Here is a 17,892-nt window from a genome sequence, read left to right as displayed (position 1 = left end):
CACGGTTATCGGAGCTGGGCAGTTTACTGCTGGTTGCGTGGCTCTTGATTTTCTACAACCTGCACGTTCTCCCCGGGTTGTTGGTTGGCCTGAGGGAGCTGCTCGGGGGCAGATTGCGCGGAAATTTCTTGCTGGTCATCATTTTTCATTTCCTTGACTTCCGAGCGGAAAATACGCATGGAGCGCCCCAAAGACCGAGCTGCGTCCGGAAGCTTCTTGGCGCCGAAAAGAACGACGATGACGACCAAAATAATGATGATCTCAGTTGCACCAAGGTTTGGCATTGTTACCCTTCTACAAGGTCTTTACCACAGATTGCCCCGCGGCACGGCGGTGCAATCGTAACTACATTGTCGAATCCTCATCATACGCCCTCGATGCCGAAAGCGCGTATTCCTTGACAGCAGCTGCCAGGTCCGGCGGTCCTACGACTTCGATTCTGTCTGCGTGGAAAAGGGCAAATCGTTGCAGCCATACAACTGATGCCACTGGCAAGTGCGCACGCAAAGAATCTGCATCGTCGGCTTCCCCATCGATGGTGAGCGGGTGGTAATCCGCAAGCCACGCTGAGTCGCGGGATATTTTTAGCTCTGCGACTTGCGCCGAATTCTCCCAATCGAACGGATCATCTGGCGAAAATTGGCGTGCTGAGGCTGGGACCGTGATCGTTGCTACATCCTCGATGTCCGACATACGGTCCAGCCGGTATGTACGGATTGCTCCAACGCCGCCATCGCTTGTGGGATTCCAAGCTTTCAGGTAGAGAATGTCATCAAGCCGGAAGATGTGTAGTGGTGCTACCTGCGGTTGCGAGGGAATCTCGTTATTTACCGATTGGTAGGAAAACTTTACTGAAGTGCCTTTGTGTAGCGCATTTTTAAGGCGGGAGAAAACTTCCGGTGCGGCTGCAGTGCCGTTGGCGTAGGACTCGGGTGTTACGTCGGCTACGGGGCTTTCACCGCCGGTGGCTTTCCGCAATTTTGCGGCTGCAGATACGACGGCTTTCGGATCGTCCACTAAACCGGGAGTACTTTCCAATGCTTCAAGGGTTAGCAACAAAGCTGCCGCCTCAGCCGCCGTGAGCCGTAACGGCCGATTAAGTCCCTGGTTATTCAAAATTTGGACTTCAGTGTATGAAGCCTGAAGATCGACGAGCTCATCCGGATATTCGCCAGGGCCAGTACAGTGCAATCTGTGCAGATCATTGACGATATCGGAGACGTCTTCGCCGAGGTCCCGCGCCGCTTCAAAAACGGTTCGGCCAGGGTGCGCCTGGAAGTACGGCAGCAGATTAAGTGAACGGGCAATGTCGTTGAGCTTAGAATTTTTTGCCACGGGTTAGTTCACCGCTTTCTGGATGAGTTCCTGCACTTCGCTGACTACGTCCTCAGGACTAACGACGCGGGCCTGGGCACCATAACTTGCTACCGTACGGACTAACCACTCCCGGTCGACGTCGTGAAGTGTGATGGTGTCGAGGCCATCCTCTGACGCAGAAACTTCCCCTGCGTTGCGCAAGGCTTGGCTAGTGCCGGTGAAGATGCGTACGGTGGCGTCGATGAGAGTCCTATTGCGCTGAAGTGATTCCTTCACCAACTCGGTCGCGCTCAAGTCGGCGGGATGAGGGTGGGTAATCGGGCGGTCGGTGCGGATAACGCGTGAGATTTTCACAATGCGGAAGGCGCGTCCCGCGTTTTTATCCAGGTCAAAGCCGAGGAGATAGATACGGTTGTTTAACGGGACGACCGCCCACGGATCCATACGCCGGGGCTGCGGGGTAGCTGCGGGCGATGGAGTGTAGTCGAACGTGACCGTGACTTTTTTCGCGACCGCATGAATGATGGGCTTCCATACCTGCGGGGTCACGCTAGAGAAATCATCTACTTGGTAGAAAATCTCGTGAGTCGAGTCAGACAGATCGCGGTCTAGTCCACCCGCAGCGAGTTTGCTCCACCCGGAGCGAGCAAAGGCTGCCAGTTCAGTTCGTCGTCCTAAATCACCGGCTAAACCCAAAACAGCAGCTTCTTCCGGTGTGAAGTCGATTTCAGGCAACTCATAGCGCTGCGAGTTAAGCCGGTAGCCGAATGAGCCATCGGGAAAAGTGGTGCGCTCAAGTGGCATCCCCATGCGTGCGATGGCCTCCACGTCACGGTTGAGCATATGCCGTGCTGCGTCGACAGACTTCCCCGAGTAATCGCGAATCTTCGACCTCAAGTCAGTGATACTTAAAAAAGGATGCCCGGACCTAGCAGAGTCAATGAGGACAAACATCAACTGCAAAATCCGGTCGGTCTTGTCCCGCGGATTCTCCTGCGGCGTCGTCTGTTCAGCAGCCACGTACGGCTCACGCTCCTTTCAATGTCCACCCATTATGGCCCAGGGTGGTCTGGCGCGGCGGCGCTATTGTTGCGGACCAGTTTCTCTAGCGTGGTCAACCATGGTCTGAATGAGGGTGTCTACCTCCGTGTTATCGGTCTCAAAAGGGTCATTGAGCCGAACGGAGGTAGGCTCTGGCCGGTTAATTTTCACAGTGGTCCAGTCCGCATTCACCATGGCTCCCACCTCACGTGCTGTGCGAAGGAATTTACCCCGGATAGCTGCGCGCGTGTGTTGGGGTGGGTTCTCCGTTGCGTGGGCTACAGAGTCTGGGCTGAGCCATGTTGCTATAGCTCCCCGCTGTTCCAGAACGGTGCCTAAACCTCTACCAGGGCGAATATCGTGATAGCGCAGATCGATTTCCCGGAGTCGCGGATCGTTCCAGTCGAGGTCGCCGCGGAGCCGGTAGGCGTCGAGAAGCTTCTTTTTGATGACCCAGTCAATTTCTGTCTCGACGGGACTCATATCCCCTGCTTCCATCGCTTCGAGGGTGCGCTTCCACAGATCTGCGGCGTAGATGAGCTCCTCATGGAGGTACTCGCCGGGGCCTGTGGTGGGACGCTCGTGTAGCCAATCGTGCGCGGCTTCGCAGAGGGTCATCTGGATTTCTAGTGCTGTCATGGTACTGCCGTCGCGCAGTTCCACCGGTGTGCGTCCGGTGAGGTCGCGGGACACGTCGCGGATGGCACGTGTGGGATCAGCCAGCTCCATGTCCGGAAGATCCCAACCGGCTTCCAGCATCTCAATTGTGAGCAGTGCAGAACCAATCTTCAGCACGAAGGTGGGTTGGGCAATATTGGAATCGCCGACGATGACGTGCATACGCCGGTACTTGGAGGAATCCGCGTGTGGTTCGTCTCGCGTATTAATCATCGGCCGTGAGCGAGTGGTTGCTGAGGACACGCCGTCGAGCATGTGGTCAGCACGTTGGGATAAGACGAGGCGTGCAGGCTCATCGCCCTGTGTGGGAAGAATTCTCCCAGATCCAGCGATGAGCTGACGGGTGACCAACATCGGTAAGAGTTGCCGCCCAAAAGCCTTGAGGCTAGTGTGCCGGCTGACCAGGTAATTTTCGTGGCAGCCATAGGAATTGCCCGCTGAGTCCACGTTATTTTTAAACAGGTAGATAGACCCGTTGAAGCCATCAGCGGAGAGGGCTTCCTCGGCGGTATCTGCGAGCTGTGTGAACAGGCGATCGCCGGCCCGTTCTTGGGCTAGCAGATCAGAAATAGTGAGGCATTCCGCAGTAGCGTATTCCGGGTGCGATCCCACGTCCAAGTAGAGGCGCGATCCATTGGGCAGGAACACGTTTGAACTAGAGTATTCCCGTACCACCGGGCGGAAAAGGTAGCGTGCGACCTCATCTGGGCTGAGACCTTTCCCGCTGCGGCGCGCGCCTGAACCAGATTGCTGGCTCGCCGACGGTTTCCGGAGGACCAAACCGTATTCGGTCTCGATCCCCATGATTCTCTGCAGAACTGCCTGGCTCATGGCTTACTGGCCGCCTTTTTGCACGTACGAGTTAACGAACTCCTCCGCGTTTTCCTCAAGGAGGTCATCGATTTCCGCCAGCAAGTCGTCTGCACTTTGCGTATCAATCTGGGGTGCAGCGACGTGCTCTTCGCCATGATCGTCCGGTGCGTTGTCGTGTGCGTTTGAGGATGTAAACCCTTGTTGTGCCATGGTTGTCCTTTCTGTTATCAACTTCCGATTGTAGGAGTAGTCCTTTACAGTGGGGTGACCTGTACTGGGATGTGCGTTTCTTCGGTTTCGACGTATACGGCCAATGCGTCAAGGAGTGCGTCAATGTCTCCGGAGGCGTCGTCGACAAGCGCGCCTACCGCAGTTTTGTTCAGGGCGTCGACTGTAGGCATGTCGATGCGCACGTGCCCATCACGACCTTCCACGATGACGTTTTGCCAGCTGGAAGCCACAACATGGGAAGCAAACTCCGAAGCGAGAATGCCCCGGAACCATGCTCGAGTTTCTTCAGGTGGCGTTTTCGCAGCGCGCGCGATTTCTTCTGGAGTTGCCAGAGCCCGCATCCGTCCTGCGCGCAGCAAGGCGTAGTACAGGCCTTTCGCTGGATCAATGTCCGTGTACTGAAGGTCAATGAGCTGCAATTTCGGACTGTTGACCGGGATGCCCCTGTCGATGTAGGTGGAGATGAGCTTCCACTTTGCCACCCAATCCAGAAGATGGGCCGCGGACAGTGGTTCCTCCGCAAGCAGCCCGGTGGCTTCATCCCACAGCTCCAGGACCTGCTTATCGACGTCCGTCCGGCCTTCAACTCGCGAACGATATTCAGCCAGAATCTCCAAAGCGGTGAGCTCGCGATCATCTTTGAGTCGCGCCTTGCGCGTGAGGCTGAGGTCACGGGAGAAGTTCTTCAACTCGCTTACAGGATCTACAAGGGCGAGGTCACTGAAATCGACACCGTTTTCAATGGCATCAATGACCAGGCTTGTCATGCCAACTTTTAGGAGGTTCGACGTCTGGGACATATTTGCGTCCCCGACGATGACGTGGAGCCTCCGGAAATGGTCGAAGGCAGCGTGCGGTTCGTCGCGGGTATTAATGATTCCACGGTTAAGCGTTGTCTCCAACGATATTTCCTGCATGAAGTAATCAGCCCGCTGCGAAATCTGGAAACCGGATTCTTCGCCACGTTCCCCTATTCCCATACGTCCAGCGCCGATGACCACAATCCGAGCCACGAAAAACGGGATCAGTGCTGCAGCTAGCGTGTCAAAATTTGTGGATCGCGAATAGAGATAATTCTCGTGACTGCCGTAGGAAGCGCCTTTCCCATCGACATTGTTCTTGTACAACTTCAGCGGCGGGCAGGCAGGATGGCCCTTCAGAGTAGATACACCTTGGGCGTAAAGTTCATCGATGATGCTACGCGCCTTATCCACGACCAGGTTGCCTGCAGCATCGTAGACCATCGCCTGCCACGCGTTTGAGCACTCGGGGGTCGAATACTCCGGGTGCGCGTGATCCACGTAGAACCGAGCTCCATTCGGGAGCATCATACTGGCTACGCCCACCGCGTTTGCGTCGACGACAGGAACGTTGTGATACCGCTTCAAGTCATAGCCACGCGTATCTTTCAGCGGCGACTCTTCTGCGTAGTCCCACCTCGGTCGGTGCTCCGTGTGCGCGGCAGCATAGGCGACTACAGCATGAGTTGACGTGATGATGGGGCTCACTTCTTCGTGGCCCGGGGTAGCAATCCCGTATTCAGTCTCCAGGCCGAGGTAACGGCTCATCGTAGAACTCCTCACAGCAATAGGCGAACAATGGCTTAAGAGTTGAGTATGCGAACGTGCGTGATATTACGGGCGCTTCCGGCAATCCGGGCCCACCCCGCAGGGTCGGAAGTGTTTGGCAAGTCAGTTCCTTCTTCGCGTTCCGCCAGAATCGCTTGGCGTATGTCGTCGGTAGTGATGCCGGTGGAATCGCCACGCAAGGAACGTTTCAACGCAGACTTCTTGGCCCGGTCACAGATATTGGCAATCATCGCTCCAGAGACGAAGTCCCGGTGGTGCAGCACCGAAACATTACCGCGGTCGGACGTCAGCTCCAAGAACGGAGAATCAGCAAACAAGGTATCAACGGCGCCCGATATAAGCTCTTCGACCGGCACCTCCAACGGCAAGTCCTCGGTGAGGTAACGCCGGAAAATAGCTTCCGAGCCACTCTTGTCTGGGCGGTTGATTTTAATCTTGACGTCCAAACGGCCGGGGCGCAGAATTGCGGGGTCGATGAGCTCCTCGCGGTTCGTCGCACCGATGATGATGACGTTCTTGGTCTGCTCTACGCCATCAAGTTCGGCCAGCAGTTGCGGCACGATGGTAGTTTCGATGTCAGAGGAACGTCCACTGCCGCGAGTACGGAAGAGCGATTCCATCTCATCGAAGAAGATAATCACCGGATGGCCGTCGTCGGCAAGCTCCCGGGCACGCTCGAAGATCATCCGAAGCTGACGCTCCGTTTCACCAACGAACTTGTTCAGCAGCTCAGGGCCCTTGATATTGAAGAAGTAAGGTTGCGACCCCTCCCCGGTGCGCGAGGCCAGTGCATTAGCCACCGCCTTGGCAATCAGCGTCTTTCCGCAACCAGGAGGCCCGTACAACAGCACGCCCTTTGGCGGTTTGAGGCCATAACGGCGGAATTGCTCGGGGTGGCTAAACGGCAATTCGACAGCATCCTGGATGTATTCAATCTGCGCGTCTAGACCACCGATGTCCGCATAGGAGACATCCGGAACTTCCTCAAGAACCAACTGTGCAACGTCAGATGCCGGTATAGCTTCGTAGCCGACAGCACTCCGGGAATCATAAAGCACCCGATCCCCCGCGCGCAGTGGCCTTTGACCAGAACTACCGATATCGAAGCCCAGGCGAATAACGTGATGCTCCCCCAACGCATCGGCCACTACAGCCCGAGAGCCGGAGATCACGTCTAAGACAACCCCGACTGACCCAGTAGACGGATAACCAACCGCTTCCACTACTAAAAGTCCTTCGCCCAGCCGTACCTCCATCCCTGGCTGTAAGGACGCCCTAGGCACTGCCGGCGACACCACTAAGCGCATGTGCTTGCCACCCACCATGACCTCGGCGCTACCTACCTGCTCAGAGTGCTCCACGAACACACCATAGGAAGACGGCGGCTGGCTTAAGTTATCCAACCGTTCCTTAAAAGCACCAAGTTTCTCACGCGACGCACGAAGCATGTCCGCGAGTTTCTTGTTGCGCGCACCCAACGTACGTAGCTCACGGCGTAGTTGCTCTATTTCCCCCGGCGCAGGCTGTCCGCTCGACCCGGATGCGTCATCTTTGAAAACCATTGTCTCACCCTCACGAACGTTCTCGCCCCGGTCCCATGTAACACCGGGGAGAATACGTGCAGTTAGTCGCTTATCGACGAGCCTTGCGCTGCGGCCGTGGAGGCGTGACGCCGTCGGCAAGCCGCCGCGTAGACACCAAGAAGGCCGTGTGCGCGTTCATACGGTGCTCTGGGCGTGTTGCCAAACCCTCTACACGCCATTCACGCAGCAACGTCTCCCAAGCGCGCGGCTCCGTGAAACACTTTTGCGCACGAAGGCCTTCCATAACATTCATGAGCTGCGGCACCGTGGCAACGTAGGTCATCATGACCCCACCGGGAATAAGCAGACGCTCGACGGTATCAAAGTAGTGCCACGGTTCAACCATGTCCAAGATGATGCGGTCTACAGGACCACCGAGATCGTCAACCGTGATCGCGCCAAAATCACCCAAAACAGGTTCCCACTGGGCAGGGCGCTCACCGAAATATTCGTCCACATTGCTCTTTGCGTACTGAATATGGTCATCGCGAATCTCGTAGGAAAAGACCTTTCCCTGCTCTCCCACGGCACGAAGCAGCGCAATCGACAGCGCCCCGGAACCGGCACCCGCCTCGAGGACGCGCGCGCCGGGGAAAATGTCGCCCTCGACGAGGATTTGGCCCGTGTCCTTCGGGTAAATCACCGCTGCACCACGTGGCATGGACAGCACGTGATCTACGTACAGGTGGCGGAAGGCAAGAAACTCAGATCCCTGTTCCGAGCGGACTACTGACCCCTCAGGTGTCCCGATGATGTCATCGTGAAAGATCCGGCCCTTGTGCGTGTGGAACTCGGCACCAGGCGTGGCCACGATAGTGAAGTGGCGGCGCTTAGCGTCGGTGAGCTGGACGCGATCGCCAGCCTGAAAAGGTCCTGATTGAGCCATGAAATACCTCTGCCTACTGCTTTTACCCGAGTGGGCCCCACCACGGGCAAAGTGATTGTCACATTAACGTACCCAGTATGCCTCAAGGGCTTGACCAAGCTGTAATACGTCAGAAATAGCGACGAGTTCTCGAGCGGAATGCATAGACAGCAGCGGTACGCCTACATCGAGGGTTTGGATTCCAACGCGGGTTGCAGAAATCGGTCCGATAGTTGAACCGCATGGAACGTCGTTCCTACCCACGAACATCTGATTCGGCACTCCCGCGGCGGAGCAGGCTTCGTTCCACAGCGCCACCATCGGGGCTGTCGTGGCGTAGCGCTGGTTCGCATTTATTTTGGTCACAGGCCCGCTACCGAAATGGGGTTGATGGTTGGGATCGTGTTTTTCGGGATGATTGGGGTGGACGGCATGGGCCGCATCGGCTGAAATCATTGTTGACCGTGCGCGCATCTGCTCGAATTCTTCCGCGTCTGCGCCCAGCGCACGCGCTGTGCGGCGCAGCACCTCTTCGAGCAGTGGGCCAGCTGCACCAGTCGGTGACTGGCTGCCCACTTCTTCGTGGTCGAAGGCAGCGAAGACCAGGATGACATCTGCAGCGTCATCGTTTTCGACAGCGTTGACCAAAGCCGCCAGGCCAGCCCACACGGAAGTGAGGTTATCTAAGCGGCCACTAGCCAGCATTCCTCCTTGCCCCACGTATGCGGGTGCCTGGCTGTCGCAGGTAATCAGACGGTGCGCAGCTATGTCACGGCCGTTAAGTCCTGTGTCGACGCTGGCTGCGAGGTCGTCGAGAAGCTCGGTAGCGTCCGAGGCGTACGTGAAAATCGGTGTGGTGTCGACTTGCCTATTAGGCGCAAACTCGGTTGACCGGTCTAAGTGGATAGCTAAGTGAGGTATCCGCAATGCGTTGTCCACGCGTGCTAGGTGGACGGAACCATCAGATAATACGACCTGCCCGGCTACGGTGAGGTCCCTGTCGAACCAGGACGGGATAATTGGCCCACCGTACACCTCAACGCCAACGGTCCCCCATGAACCTGCGGGATTAACCGGGTGTGGTTTGAGAACAAAACCTGGAGAGTCAGTATGCGCTCCTACGATGCGAAACGCGGGGCTGGTGTGAAGCTCGTGTGGAACCCACCATGCGAGTACCGCGCCATCAACGACGACAAAGTGACCACCAGGGCTAGCATTCCAGGGCTGGGCACGATGCTCGTGGCTAAACCCGTGGTCGACGAGGGTGCGCGCCACATTGTCAGCTGCGTGGAACGAGCTAGGGCTGTTCTTCAAGAATTCAACAAAATCATCTGGGGCGTACGTCATAGCCCCCAGTCTGGCACGGACACGCCGGTGAAGAAAGGATTAGGGTGGATGCGATGACTTCTCATGAATCTTTAGAACCGCAACCTGCCCACTTTTCTACCGGCCCTGCCCGTCCTCTAGCGTTGTCGCCATCGCGGGCAAGCGATTACCAGCAGTGTCCTCTCCTCTACAGGTTCCGCTCCATCGACAAGCTCTACGAGCCTTCTACTGTGGCCCAAGTGAAGGGAACCCTTGTACATGCCGTACTCGAAAACATGCACAAAGAGCCCGCTGAAAAACGTGAATATCCGGCAGCGGTGAAAGCTTTAAAACCGACATGGGCACAGATGGTGGAAAAGGATGCGTCCCTTAGCGAGCTCGTCCCAGAAGACGATATGTATCAATTCCTCGTCGAATGCCGCGATTTGCTCAAAGGATATTTTCTCATGGAAAATCCGCAGGGATTCGACGCAGATGAATGCGAACAATACGTGGACATGGTTCTTCCGAATGGGGTCCCAGTGCGTGGTTTTATAGACCGAGTCGATAAAGCTCCGACTGGTGAAATCCGAGTGGTGGATTATAAGACCGGAAAACTTCCGCATCCTCGATTCCGTGAAGCTCCTCTATTCCAGATGCGTTTTTACGCCCTAGTCTATTGGCGGCTCTTCGGAGTAATTCCGCACCAGCTGCGACTGATGTATTTGAAGGTTCGGGACTCGCTGTTTCTCTCCCCCTCGCCAGACGAGCTCCGCTACTTTGAACGTGACCTCGAACGCTTGTGGGACAAGATACTTGCCGACGGCACCTCCGGTACCTTCGCACCAAAAACATCAAAACTGTGCGGCTGGTGCTCCTTCCAGGATATTTGCCCAGCCTTTGGGGGAAATCCGCCCGAATACCCTGGATGGCCAGGTTCGGCTGCGGACACGAAACGTCGATAAGCAAAGGAGCGACCGTGACGACTTCTCATAGTGATCACGATGATGAGCGGAGCTACCTCGCGCGGACCCTCCTTCCAGAAGGCAGCGACCCAGACCCCCGCTTCACGCTAGCTAATGAGCGTACTTTTCTCGCGTGGACGCGCACATCGCTGGCGTTTTTGGCCGGCGGTATTGCTCTCGGCGCCGTTCCCGCTGATTTCATGGACGCGAGCACGCGCAAGGCTCTAGCAGCCGCCTTAATTGGCCTCGGGATGCTTATTTCATTGGGCGCGGCAGGGCACTGGATTAACGTGGAGCGCGCACTGCGCACCAAACAGCCTTTGCCGTTGCCGGCACTGTCTTTTGTGCTGAGTATTGGGATTATCGTGGCGTGCGTTGCAGCGATGATTGTGATTTTTTAGGCTAAGTCATGGAACGTCTTCATTCCGATCCCGGTCTGCAACCCGAACGAACAATGCTGTCCTGGGAACGGACTACGTTTGCATTCTTTATCGTGGCGCTTTTGTTATTGCGCTGGAGTGCCGTTTACGGTTGGCCCGTCTTTGTATTTGTTACGCTGTTGACCCTGTTCACTGCAGTCCTTTCCGTTAGGCAAAGACGCAGGTACCGGCAGCTTTCTCAGGCTATATCTACGGAGAAAGCTCAGGCAAATGTCGGGGCTGTAGTAGCGCTCACGGCGGTGCTCCTAATATGTGGAGCAACCGCCGTGTGGTTAATTCTCGCGGAGTAATTTCCGCGAAGCGCTTTTAGCGCATTAAATCAGTACTGCGCCGAGCGCATAGGACAGGGCAACAGCCAGCACGATGTAGATGGTACCCGGGACGATGAACGGGTGATCGAAAACGTACTTGCCGATGCGCGTCGAACCGGTGTCATCCATTTCGACTGCAGCCAGCAGTGTCGGGTAGGTCGGCAGGATGAACAGCGCCGATACAGCAGGGAATGCAGCCAGGGCGGTCAGCGGGCTGACGCCGATGGCTAGAGCAGCAGGCATGAGGGCCTTCGCCGTGGCGGCCTGCGAGTACAGCAGAGCAGCTGCGAAGAACAGGACTACTGCCAGCATCCACGGGAACTTGGTCAGGACGTCGCCTGCCAGGCCCTGAATATCTTCGATGTAGTGGTTGATCAGTGTCGTGCCGAGCCATGCCACACCCAGAACGCAGATACATGCCGACATACCTGAACGGAAGACCTGCGTATTCAGAATCTCCGCGGCGGGCAGCTTACCCGCAAGAACGATGATCGTCGCAGCCGTGAGCATGATTGTCATGATGGCTTCGTTACGAGGAAGCGTTGGGTCAGAAATCAGGCCGACCTGGTCGGAGGTGATTGTTGCCCAGATAACGACGAGGATGATGGACACCAAGAAAACAATCACGGACATGAGAGCAGATTTGGTGGGCTCGTAGTTTGCAGCGCCCTTAGGCTTTGCGACGAGGCCTTTCTCCATACGCTCCTGGTACACAGGATCTTCCTCCAACGGCTTACCCATCCGGTTAGCCAGAAGGGCGGTCGGGAAGATTGCGACGAAAGTTGCAGGAATGAGAACGCCCAGCATCGTCAAGTAGCTGATGCCGAGAGGCTCCAGAATCGAAGCCATGAAGACAACCGCTGCAGAAATCGGTGAAGCGGTAATTGCCATCTGGGACGCGACAACAGCAACGGACAGCGGTCGTGAAGGGCGGACCTTGCCTTCCTTCGCGACCTCGACGATAACCGGCAACGTCGAGAACGCCGTGTGACCCGTGCCCGCGAATAGCGTCATCAGGTAGGTGACGATAGGCGCCCACAACGTGATTTGCTTGGGGTTGCGACGTAGGAACCGCTCGGCCCAGTGCACGAGGAGATCCATGCCGCCAGCTCGCTGCATCGCGGAGATAGCTGCGATAACGGCCATGATGATGCCGATGACATCAAACGGGATGTCTTCGCGGGTTACCGGAACACCCGTGAGGCCGAGGAGCAGAACGCCCAAACCACCAGCGAAGCCAATCGCGATGGAGCCCAAACGTGCGCCCAAGAAAATCGCCGCAAGAACGATGATTACGTGAACAATGACCACGATGTAATCCTTGAGGTAGTGCTAATAGATATTATTAATTATTACGCTTAATGGCGTGCGCGCAAAATCGTACGTGCGTACCAAAAGTGCAGGAAGTGGGGTATGAAAAGGTGCGTGCACCAATATGATGCACGCACCTTTTAGACATCAGTTTTGTCGCTTTCCCCTACTATGAGGCGGGTTTACTTTTCGCCTTCTTCGTAGATTTTGCCTTGGAACTTCGGGTAGGTCAGGTTCTCAGTGGAGAGAACCTTGTTCAACTGTTCTTCGTCGAGAAGTCCCTTTTCAAGGACGAGGTCGCGGACCTTCTTGCCGGTCTCCCCTGCCTCGCGTGCAATGACATCACCATTGTGGTGGCCAATGAAGGGATTGAGGTAGGTGACGATGCCGATGGAATTTTCGACGTATGCAGCGCAGACGTCCTTATTAGCGGTGATACCAACGACGCAGCGCTCGCGCAGGGTGTCGGCAGCGTTCTTCAGAATCGACAGGGATTCAAAGATAGCCTGGGAGATTGCAGGTTCCATGACGTTGAGCTGCAGCTGGCCGGCTTCCGCAGCGTAGGTGATGGTCACATCGTTGCCGAATACCTTGAAGCACACCTGGTTGACAACCTCAGGGATAACTGGGTTGACCTTGCCCGGCATGATTGACGAACCAGCCTGGCGCGGAGGCAGGTTGATTTCGCTCAAACCGGCGGTTGGGCCCGAGGAGAGCAGGCGAAGGTCGTTACAAATCTTCGACAACTTCATCGCAGCGCGCTTAATAGCTGCATGCGCGTGGACGTAGGGGCCGTTGTCGGAGGTTGCTTCAATCAGGTGAGGCGAACCGACGATGTCGAGTCCGGTGACCTCAGCGAGCGCCTTGACTACCTCTTCCTGGTAGCCGTCTGGGGTGTTAAGACCCGTGCCGATGGCAGTTGCGCCCATGTTCACTTCGAGAAGCTCGTCTGCCGCCTGCTGCAGGTTCTTCAACTCTTCAGCAAGGTTGACGCTGAAGCCAGTGAATTCCTCACCGAGGGTCATTGGCACTGCATCCTGGAGCTGGGTACGGCCCATCTTCAGGACATCCGCAAATTCCTTACCCTTGTCAGCGAAAGCCTGCTGCAGCTTATCGAAGGCTTCCTTCAGCTCCTGCATTTCGTAGTAGATCCCGAGGTGCAGGCCGGTTGGGTATGCGTCGTTGGTGGACTGCGCCATGTTGACATCGTCCATCGGATTGAGCTCTGAATAGGTGCCTTTATCAAAGCCCAGCTTTTCCAGAGCGAGGTTCGCTACAACCTCATTAGTGTTCATATTCAGCGAGGTACCGGCGCCACCCTGGAAAGCGTCGATCGGGAATTGATCCATGCAGCGACCCTCTTCAAGAATCTGATCGCATGCCCAGACGATTGCCTCAGACTTGTGCTGTGGCAAAGTACGCAGACGGCCATTAGCCAAAGCAGCGGCCTTCTTGACCTGAACCATGCCACGAATGAAAGCGGGCATGTCATTGTTGGTGGTACTAGAAATAGGGAAGTTTTCCACCGCGCGAAGGGTGTGAATTCCGTAATAGGAATTTGCGGGGACCTCAAGCGTTCCAAGGAGGTCTTCTTCAACGCGAGTTGCGTGGTCTGTCATTTTTATGACAATCCTTTCTCAAAATGTTGAGCTTCTGCGTCTGACACCCTTCATAATACCTCTTTTGGTTGATTCGTGCCGGACCCTCGAAAAATAAAACTGCAGGTAAACAGTACAATCAGTGTGTTTTAAATACGTGCAATTCTTAGTTCGGAAGCCAAAATTGCTTCAGCACCTATTGCTGCCAGCCGGTCCATAATGGAATTTGCATTTTTGCGTGGCACCATTACACGTACTGCGACCCAATTATCTTTTGCCAACGGTGAAACAGTAGGGCTAGACAATCCCGGTGTAATCGCGCTTGCCTCGGGCAGGGTTCCCCGGTCGATGTTGTAGTCCAACATCAGGTAGGTGTGTGCGTGCAGGATGCCTTCGAACCGGCGCAGCATAACCTTTTGTGCATCGGTCAATTCGTAGCCTTCACGAGCCACCACGACAGCCTCGGACGAACAAATAGCTTCCCCGAACGGCTTAAGTCCCTGCTCACGGAGGGTTCGCCCCGTGGATACGACGTCAGCAATCGCGTCGGCCACGCCGAGCTTGATGGATATTTCGACTGCGCCCTCCAAGCGGATGACGTCGGCGGTAATCCCGTGTTTCTTTAGATCAGCGCGAACTAGGTTGGGGTAGGACGTCGCAATACGCTTGCCTTCGAGGTCTTCCACCGTCCACGACTCCCCTGCCGGTGCCGCGTACCGGAAAGTCGAGGCCCCAAAACCGAGCGCCAAGACTTCTTGTACCTGAGCGCCTGAATCCAGGGCGAGGTCACGACCAGTAATGCCCAAGTCCAATTTTCCGGACGCGACATAAATAGCAATGTCTTTTGGGCGGAGGAAGAAGAACTCGACATCGTTTTCTTTGTCGTAGACGTTCAAGGCCTTGGAATCACGTCGACCGGCGTAGCCGGCTTCTTTGAGAATTTGCGAGGCTACCTCAGACAGGGAGCCCTTGTTCGGGATAGCAATTTTAATCATGCAGGAAAACATCCTTTCGAACAGAAAAAATCCTGCGCTTTGTCTGCGCAGGTCGAATATCAGAGGTATTTGTAAATATCGTCGGGGGTGAGCCCACGCTTGATCATCATGACTTGAGTCCAATACATCAGCTGGGACATTTCTTCAGCCAGCTCTTCATCAGATTGATACTCCGAAGCAATCCACACTTCACCGGCTTCTTCAATGATTTTCTTGCCGATGGTATGGACGCCAGCATCCAAAGCTGCAACGGTCGCAGAGCCTTCCGGGCGCTGCTCGGCACGATCGGTTAGTTCTGCGAACAGAGAGTCAAAGTTTTTCATGCCGTTAATTATCGCACGTCGCCCTCAACAATGTGCGCTTAGGTTAAACCACCGTGAAATGTGACTGGCGCTAACTCCGCTAAACGATATGTTTCCATGCACCACACGCATGTCTAATGCGCCCTCCGGCACTGAGACATCATCCGAGTGTGGAAGCCCAACCACAGCGCACCCAGCACGCAAGCCACCGGTGATGCCAGGAATCGAATCATCAAAGACAAGGCACTGAGCGGGATCCACCCCGGCTAGAGCTGCTGCGTGATAGAACATCCCCGGATCGGGCTTATAGCCGGCTTCATCCCCGCACACAGTCCCCGTAAAGTACTGTTCACCGACTGCGTCGATTGAGACATCCGCCAAGGACCGCTCAGTATTGGTCGTCACGAACATGGGAACGTCAAGCGCCTGGAGCTCCTCTAATAGTGAAACAACTCCCGGGCGTGGTACGAGGTGTTTGGAAAACAGCTGACGAGCGCGACTGAACATTGTGGATTTCAATTCAGCCGCGCGGTCTTCATTTACTGAGACGCCCGCGTATTCCGTGCAGATGCGAAGCGTTTTCCCAAAAGAACCTCCGGTAGTGGCGTCGAGAAGCTCTTGCGGGAGCCTGCGCCCTAAAGATTCGCTCAATTCCAATGTTGCTTGCTGCCACAATGGTTCAGAGTCGACGAGAGTGCCATCCATATCCCACATGATGGCCGCAGGGAGTTTCATCTGCACGAAGTTTTCACTCCAGAATCGGTAGCTGTTCGATGCTGTCTTCATCTGCGCCGGCCACTTGGAACGCCGCTATAAGAATTGCGTTGACTTCGTCAAATTCTTCTGGCTCGAGGACTGCGTAGGCGAACTCGGCGTTAATCGATTCCAATTCTTGGATAGTGGTAGCTGCCAACTCACGCACGTCTTCTTGCGGTAGAGATGGGTGTGAGCGTGCGAGAGCGTCGACCGCGTCGAGGAAATTAGTGAGCGCAGTCTGGATATGAGGAATCGCAGAAGGATCGAAGGGTTGGTCCCACAAATCGGTTTCGTCCTCGGCAAGATAGCTGCCTGTGGCGAACATCTCTAAATCCGCTACGAAACTGTCAACTAGTTCCTGGCACTGTGCTTGCGCAGACTGTTGCTCCACCGTATAAACCTCCCTTGTGCCCCGCCCCACGCTATCAGCGAGGGGCAAGGCGACAGACCCTAATCTTCTGGAAGGTCCAGTTTAATGCCCATCAGGCCGTCGAGCGCGCGAGCAACAAGCTTGCCAGCTTCAGGGTTCGATTCACTGTCTGAGCTCGCAATGGCCCAGGCGTCAACGGCCTTGATTACGCCAGGGGTATCCAGGTCGTTGGCCAAGCATTCGCGGATGGTAGTAACCAGTTCCTCCGCGAGGTCCATGCTCGTGGAGTTCTTCGCTGCTTCGCGCCAATATGCTAAGCGCGACGATGCGTCAGCAAGAACTTCGTCGGACCAATCGCGGTGGTCGCGGTAGTGCCCAGCGAATACGCCCAGACGAATCGCAGATGGATCATATCCTTCCTTGAGCAGGTTAGATACAAAGACGAGATTGCCCAGGGACTTGGACATCTTCGTGCCATCCAGGCCAATCATGCCGGTGTGCACATAGTGACCAGCCATGCGGTCGACACCAGTAGCTGCCTCGACGTGCGCTGCAGAATACTCGTGGTGCGGGAACATCAAGTCATGGCCACCACCCTGAATGGAAAAATGGCTGCCCAAGCGGTTCAACGCGATAGCAGAGCACTCTACGTGCCAGCCTGGCCGGCCGGGGCCCAAGTCGGTGTCCCACGAAGGTTCGCCTTCGCGTTCGGAACGCCATAGCAGGGCGTCGATGCGCGCTGCCTTTCCAGGACGGTCCGGATCGCCACCGCGTTCGGCGAAGAGTTTTTCCATCTCTGCCCCGCTGTAGTTAGATTCGTAACCGAACTGCTCAGTAGCGTCGTGAGCTGCGTAAATGTCCGGGTTTTCCATGTCTTCGACGGTGTAGGCGGCGCCATTGGCTAGCAAGCGCTCAATGAGCTCCGCGGCCTCGGAAATAGTTTCTGTAGCAGCCACGAAATCGCGAGGAGGAATAACGGACAGTGCCGCCATGTCCGAGCGGAATAGGTCAATCTGGCTCTGGCCTAGTTCCTTCCAGTCAACGCCATCGCGTTCTGCGCGCTCAAAGAGTGGATCATCGACATCGGTGACGTTTTGAACATAGTGGACGTTATAGCCGTTATCTAGCAGCTGACGGTAGATGAGGTCGAAGGCCAGGTAAGTGGCCGCGTGCCCGAGGTGAGTGGAATCGTAGGGAGTGATTCCACAGACGTACATGCCCACGGGGCCGCTCTCCGGAATTTCGACCGGTTTGACCTCTTGATCAGCGGTATCGTAAAGCTCAAGGTCCTGAGATTGGCCAGGTACGGAAGGGACCTCGGGGCTCTTCCATGATTCCATATATTTTCACCTTCGATAGATAAGACACTTTTCGTGTGCGACGCTTTACTCGTTTCGGGACTACGTCCTAGCTGTGAACACG

The 17,892-nt window shown here is 55.8% G+C and carries 19 protein-coding genes; 3 read left to right on the top strand and 16 right to left on the bottom strand.

Features of this window, described 5'->3' with window-relative positions; translation table 11 throughout:
• Window positions 1-23 precede the first annotated feature (23 nt).
• The 9 genes from tatA to ATK06_RS09005 form a co-directional block, all read right to left on the bottom strand.
• Window positions 24-284 carry a Sec-independent protein translocase subunit TatA gene (gene tatA, locus ATK06_RS09045; protein ID WP_048381723.1) on the bottom strand — a complete coding sequence of 87 codons (261 nt, stop codon included), beginning with the start codon at window positions 282-284 and terminating at the stop codon, window positions 24-26.
• Between the two features lie 61 nt (window positions 285-345).
• A complete protein-coding gene (locus ATK06_RS09040; protein WP_048381722.1) occupies window positions 346-1,335 on the bottom strand; it encodes a helix-turn-helix transcriptional regulator in 990 nt (329 codons plus the stop codon).
• Window positions 1,336-1,338: 3 nt separating this feature from the next.
• A complete protein-coding gene (locus ATK06_RS09035) occupies window positions 1,339-2,337 on the bottom strand; it encodes a helix-turn-helix transcriptional regulator (RefSeq protein WP_053072909.1) in 999 nt (332 codons plus the stop codon).
• 63 nt (window positions 2,338-2,400) lie between these two features.
• Window positions 2,401-3,867: a Pup--protein ligase gene (gene pafA, locus ATK06_RS09030; RefSeq protein WP_048381720.1), complete on the bottom strand. Its 1,467-nt coding sequence runs from the start codon at window positions 3,865-3,867 to the stop codon at window positions 2,401-2,403.
• 3 nt (window positions 3,868-3,870) lie between these two features.
• A complete protein-coding gene (locus ATK06_RS09025; RefSeq protein ID WP_048381717.1) occupies window positions 3,871-4,059 on the bottom strand; it encodes a ubiquitin-like protein Pup in 189 nt (62 codons plus the stop codon).
• Between the two features lie 44 nt (window positions 4,060-4,103).
• Window positions 4,104-5,648: a depupylase/deamidase Dop gene (dop, locus tag ATK06_RS09020; protein WP_098389216.1), complete on the bottom strand. Its 1,545-nt coding sequence runs from the start codon at window positions 5,646-5,648 to the stop codon at window positions 4,104-4,106.
• Between the two features lie 35 nt (window positions 5,649-5,683).
• Window positions 5,684-7,231, bottom strand: a complete 1,548-nt coding sequence (arc, locus tag ATK06_RS09015) for a proteasome ATPase (RefSeq protein WP_169916291.1) — start codon at window positions 7,229-7,231, stop codon at window positions 5,684-5,686.
• Between the two features lie 70 nt (window positions 7,232-7,301).
• The gene (locus ATK06_RS09010; protein WP_048381715.1) at window positions 7,302-8,138 is read right to left on the bottom strand and encodes a tRNA (adenine-N1)-methyltransferase; all 837 of its coding nucleotides are present in this window, start codon (window positions 8,136-8,138) and stop codon (window positions 7,302-7,304) included.
• Window positions 8,139-8,201: 63 nt separating this feature from the next.
• Window positions 8,202-9,464: a M18 family aminopeptidase gene (locus ATK06_RS09005; protein WP_098389215.1), complete on the bottom strand. Its 1,263-nt coding sequence runs from the start codon at window positions 9,462-9,464 to the stop codon at window positions 8,202-8,204.
• A gap of 53 nt (window positions 9,465-9,517) precedes the next feature.
• On the opposite strand from ATK06_RS09005, the gene ATK06_RS09000 reads away from it, so the two are divergent.
• From ATK06_RS09000 to ATK06_RS08990, 3 genes are read left to right on the top strand one after another with little or no spacing between them, the layout of a single operon-like run.
• A complete protein-coding gene (locus ATK06_RS09000; RefSeq protein WP_048381992.1) occupies window positions 9,518-10,387 on the top strand; it encodes a RecB family exonuclease in 870 nt (289 codons plus the stop codon).
• A 14-nt stretch (window positions 10,388-10,401) separates the two neighbouring features.
• The gene (locus ATK06_RS08995; RefSeq protein ID WP_048381714.1) at window positions 10,402-10,788 is read left to right on the top strand and encodes a YidH family protein; all 387 of its coding nucleotides are present in this window, start codon (window positions 10,402-10,404) and stop codon (window positions 10,786-10,788) included.
• An 8-nt stretch (window positions 10,789-10,796) separates the two neighbouring features.
• Window positions 10,797-11,117 (top strand): DUF202 domain-containing protein, encoded by a 321-nt coding sequence (locus ATK06_RS08990; RefSeq protein WP_083986201.1) that lies wholly within the window; start codon window positions 10,797-10,799, stop codon window positions 11,115-11,117.
• Between the two features lie 24 nt (window positions 11,118-11,141).
• On the opposite strand, the gene ATK06_RS08985 is transcribed toward ATK06_RS08990, so the two are convergent.
• The 7 genes from ATK06_RS08985 to mshC form a co-directional block, all read right to left on the bottom strand.
• Window positions 11,142-12,449: an anaerobic C4-dicarboxylate transporter gene (locus ATK06_RS08985; protein WP_048381711.1), complete on the bottom strand. Its 1,308-nt coding sequence runs from the start codon at window positions 12,447-12,449 to the stop codon at window positions 11,142-11,144.
• A 182-nt stretch (window positions 12,450-12,631) separates the two neighbouring features.
• Window positions 12,632-14,068, bottom strand: coding sequence for an aspartate ammonia-lyase (gene aspA / locus ATK06_RS08980; RefSeq protein ID WP_098389214.1), 1,437 nt, complete (start codon window positions 14,066-14,068; stop codon window positions 12,632-12,634).
• Between the two features lie 128 nt (window positions 14,069-14,196).
• Window positions 14,197-15,042 (bottom strand): ATP phosphoribosyltransferase, encoded by an 846-nt coding sequence (gene hisG / locus ATK06_RS08975; RefSeq protein WP_048381707.1) that lies wholly within the window; start codon window positions 15,040-15,042, stop codon window positions 14,197-14,199.
• Between the two features lie 59 nt (window positions 15,043-15,101).
• Window positions 15,102-15,365, bottom strand: coding sequence for a phosphoribosyl-ATP diphosphatase (locus ATK06_RS08970; RefSeq protein WP_048381704.1), 264 nt, complete (start codon window positions 15,363-15,365; stop codon window positions 15,102-15,104).
• 24 nt (window positions 15,366-15,389) lie between these two features.
• Entirely contained in the window at window positions 15,390-16,079 is a 690-nt protein-coding gene (locus ATK06_RS08965) for an HAD family hydrolase (protein WP_048381702.1), read from the bottom strand.
• Between the two features lie 13 nt (window positions 16,080-16,092).
• Window positions 16,093-16,491, bottom strand: coding sequence for a hypothetical protein (locus ATK06_RS08960; protein ID WP_053072908.1), 399 nt, complete (start codon window positions 16,489-16,491; stop codon window positions 16,093-16,095).
• 59 nt (window positions 16,492-16,550) lie between these two features.
• Complete coding sequence (gene mshC / locus ATK06_RS08955; protein WP_048381700.1) at window positions 16,551-17,810, bottom strand: cysteine--1-D-myo-inosityl 2-amino-2-deoxy-alpha-D-glucopyranoside ligase; 1,260 nt, start codon at window positions 17,808-17,810, stop codon at window positions 16,551-16,553.
• Between the last annotated feature and the right edge of the window lie 82 nt (window positions 17,811-17,892).

Source organism: Corynebacterium renale, assembly GCF_002563965.1.
Lineage (GTDB): Bacteria > Actinomycetota > Actinomycetes > Mycobacteriales > Mycobacteriaceae > Corynebacterium > Corynebacterium renale.
This window is presented reverse-complemented; position numbering and strand designations above follow the sequence as displayed.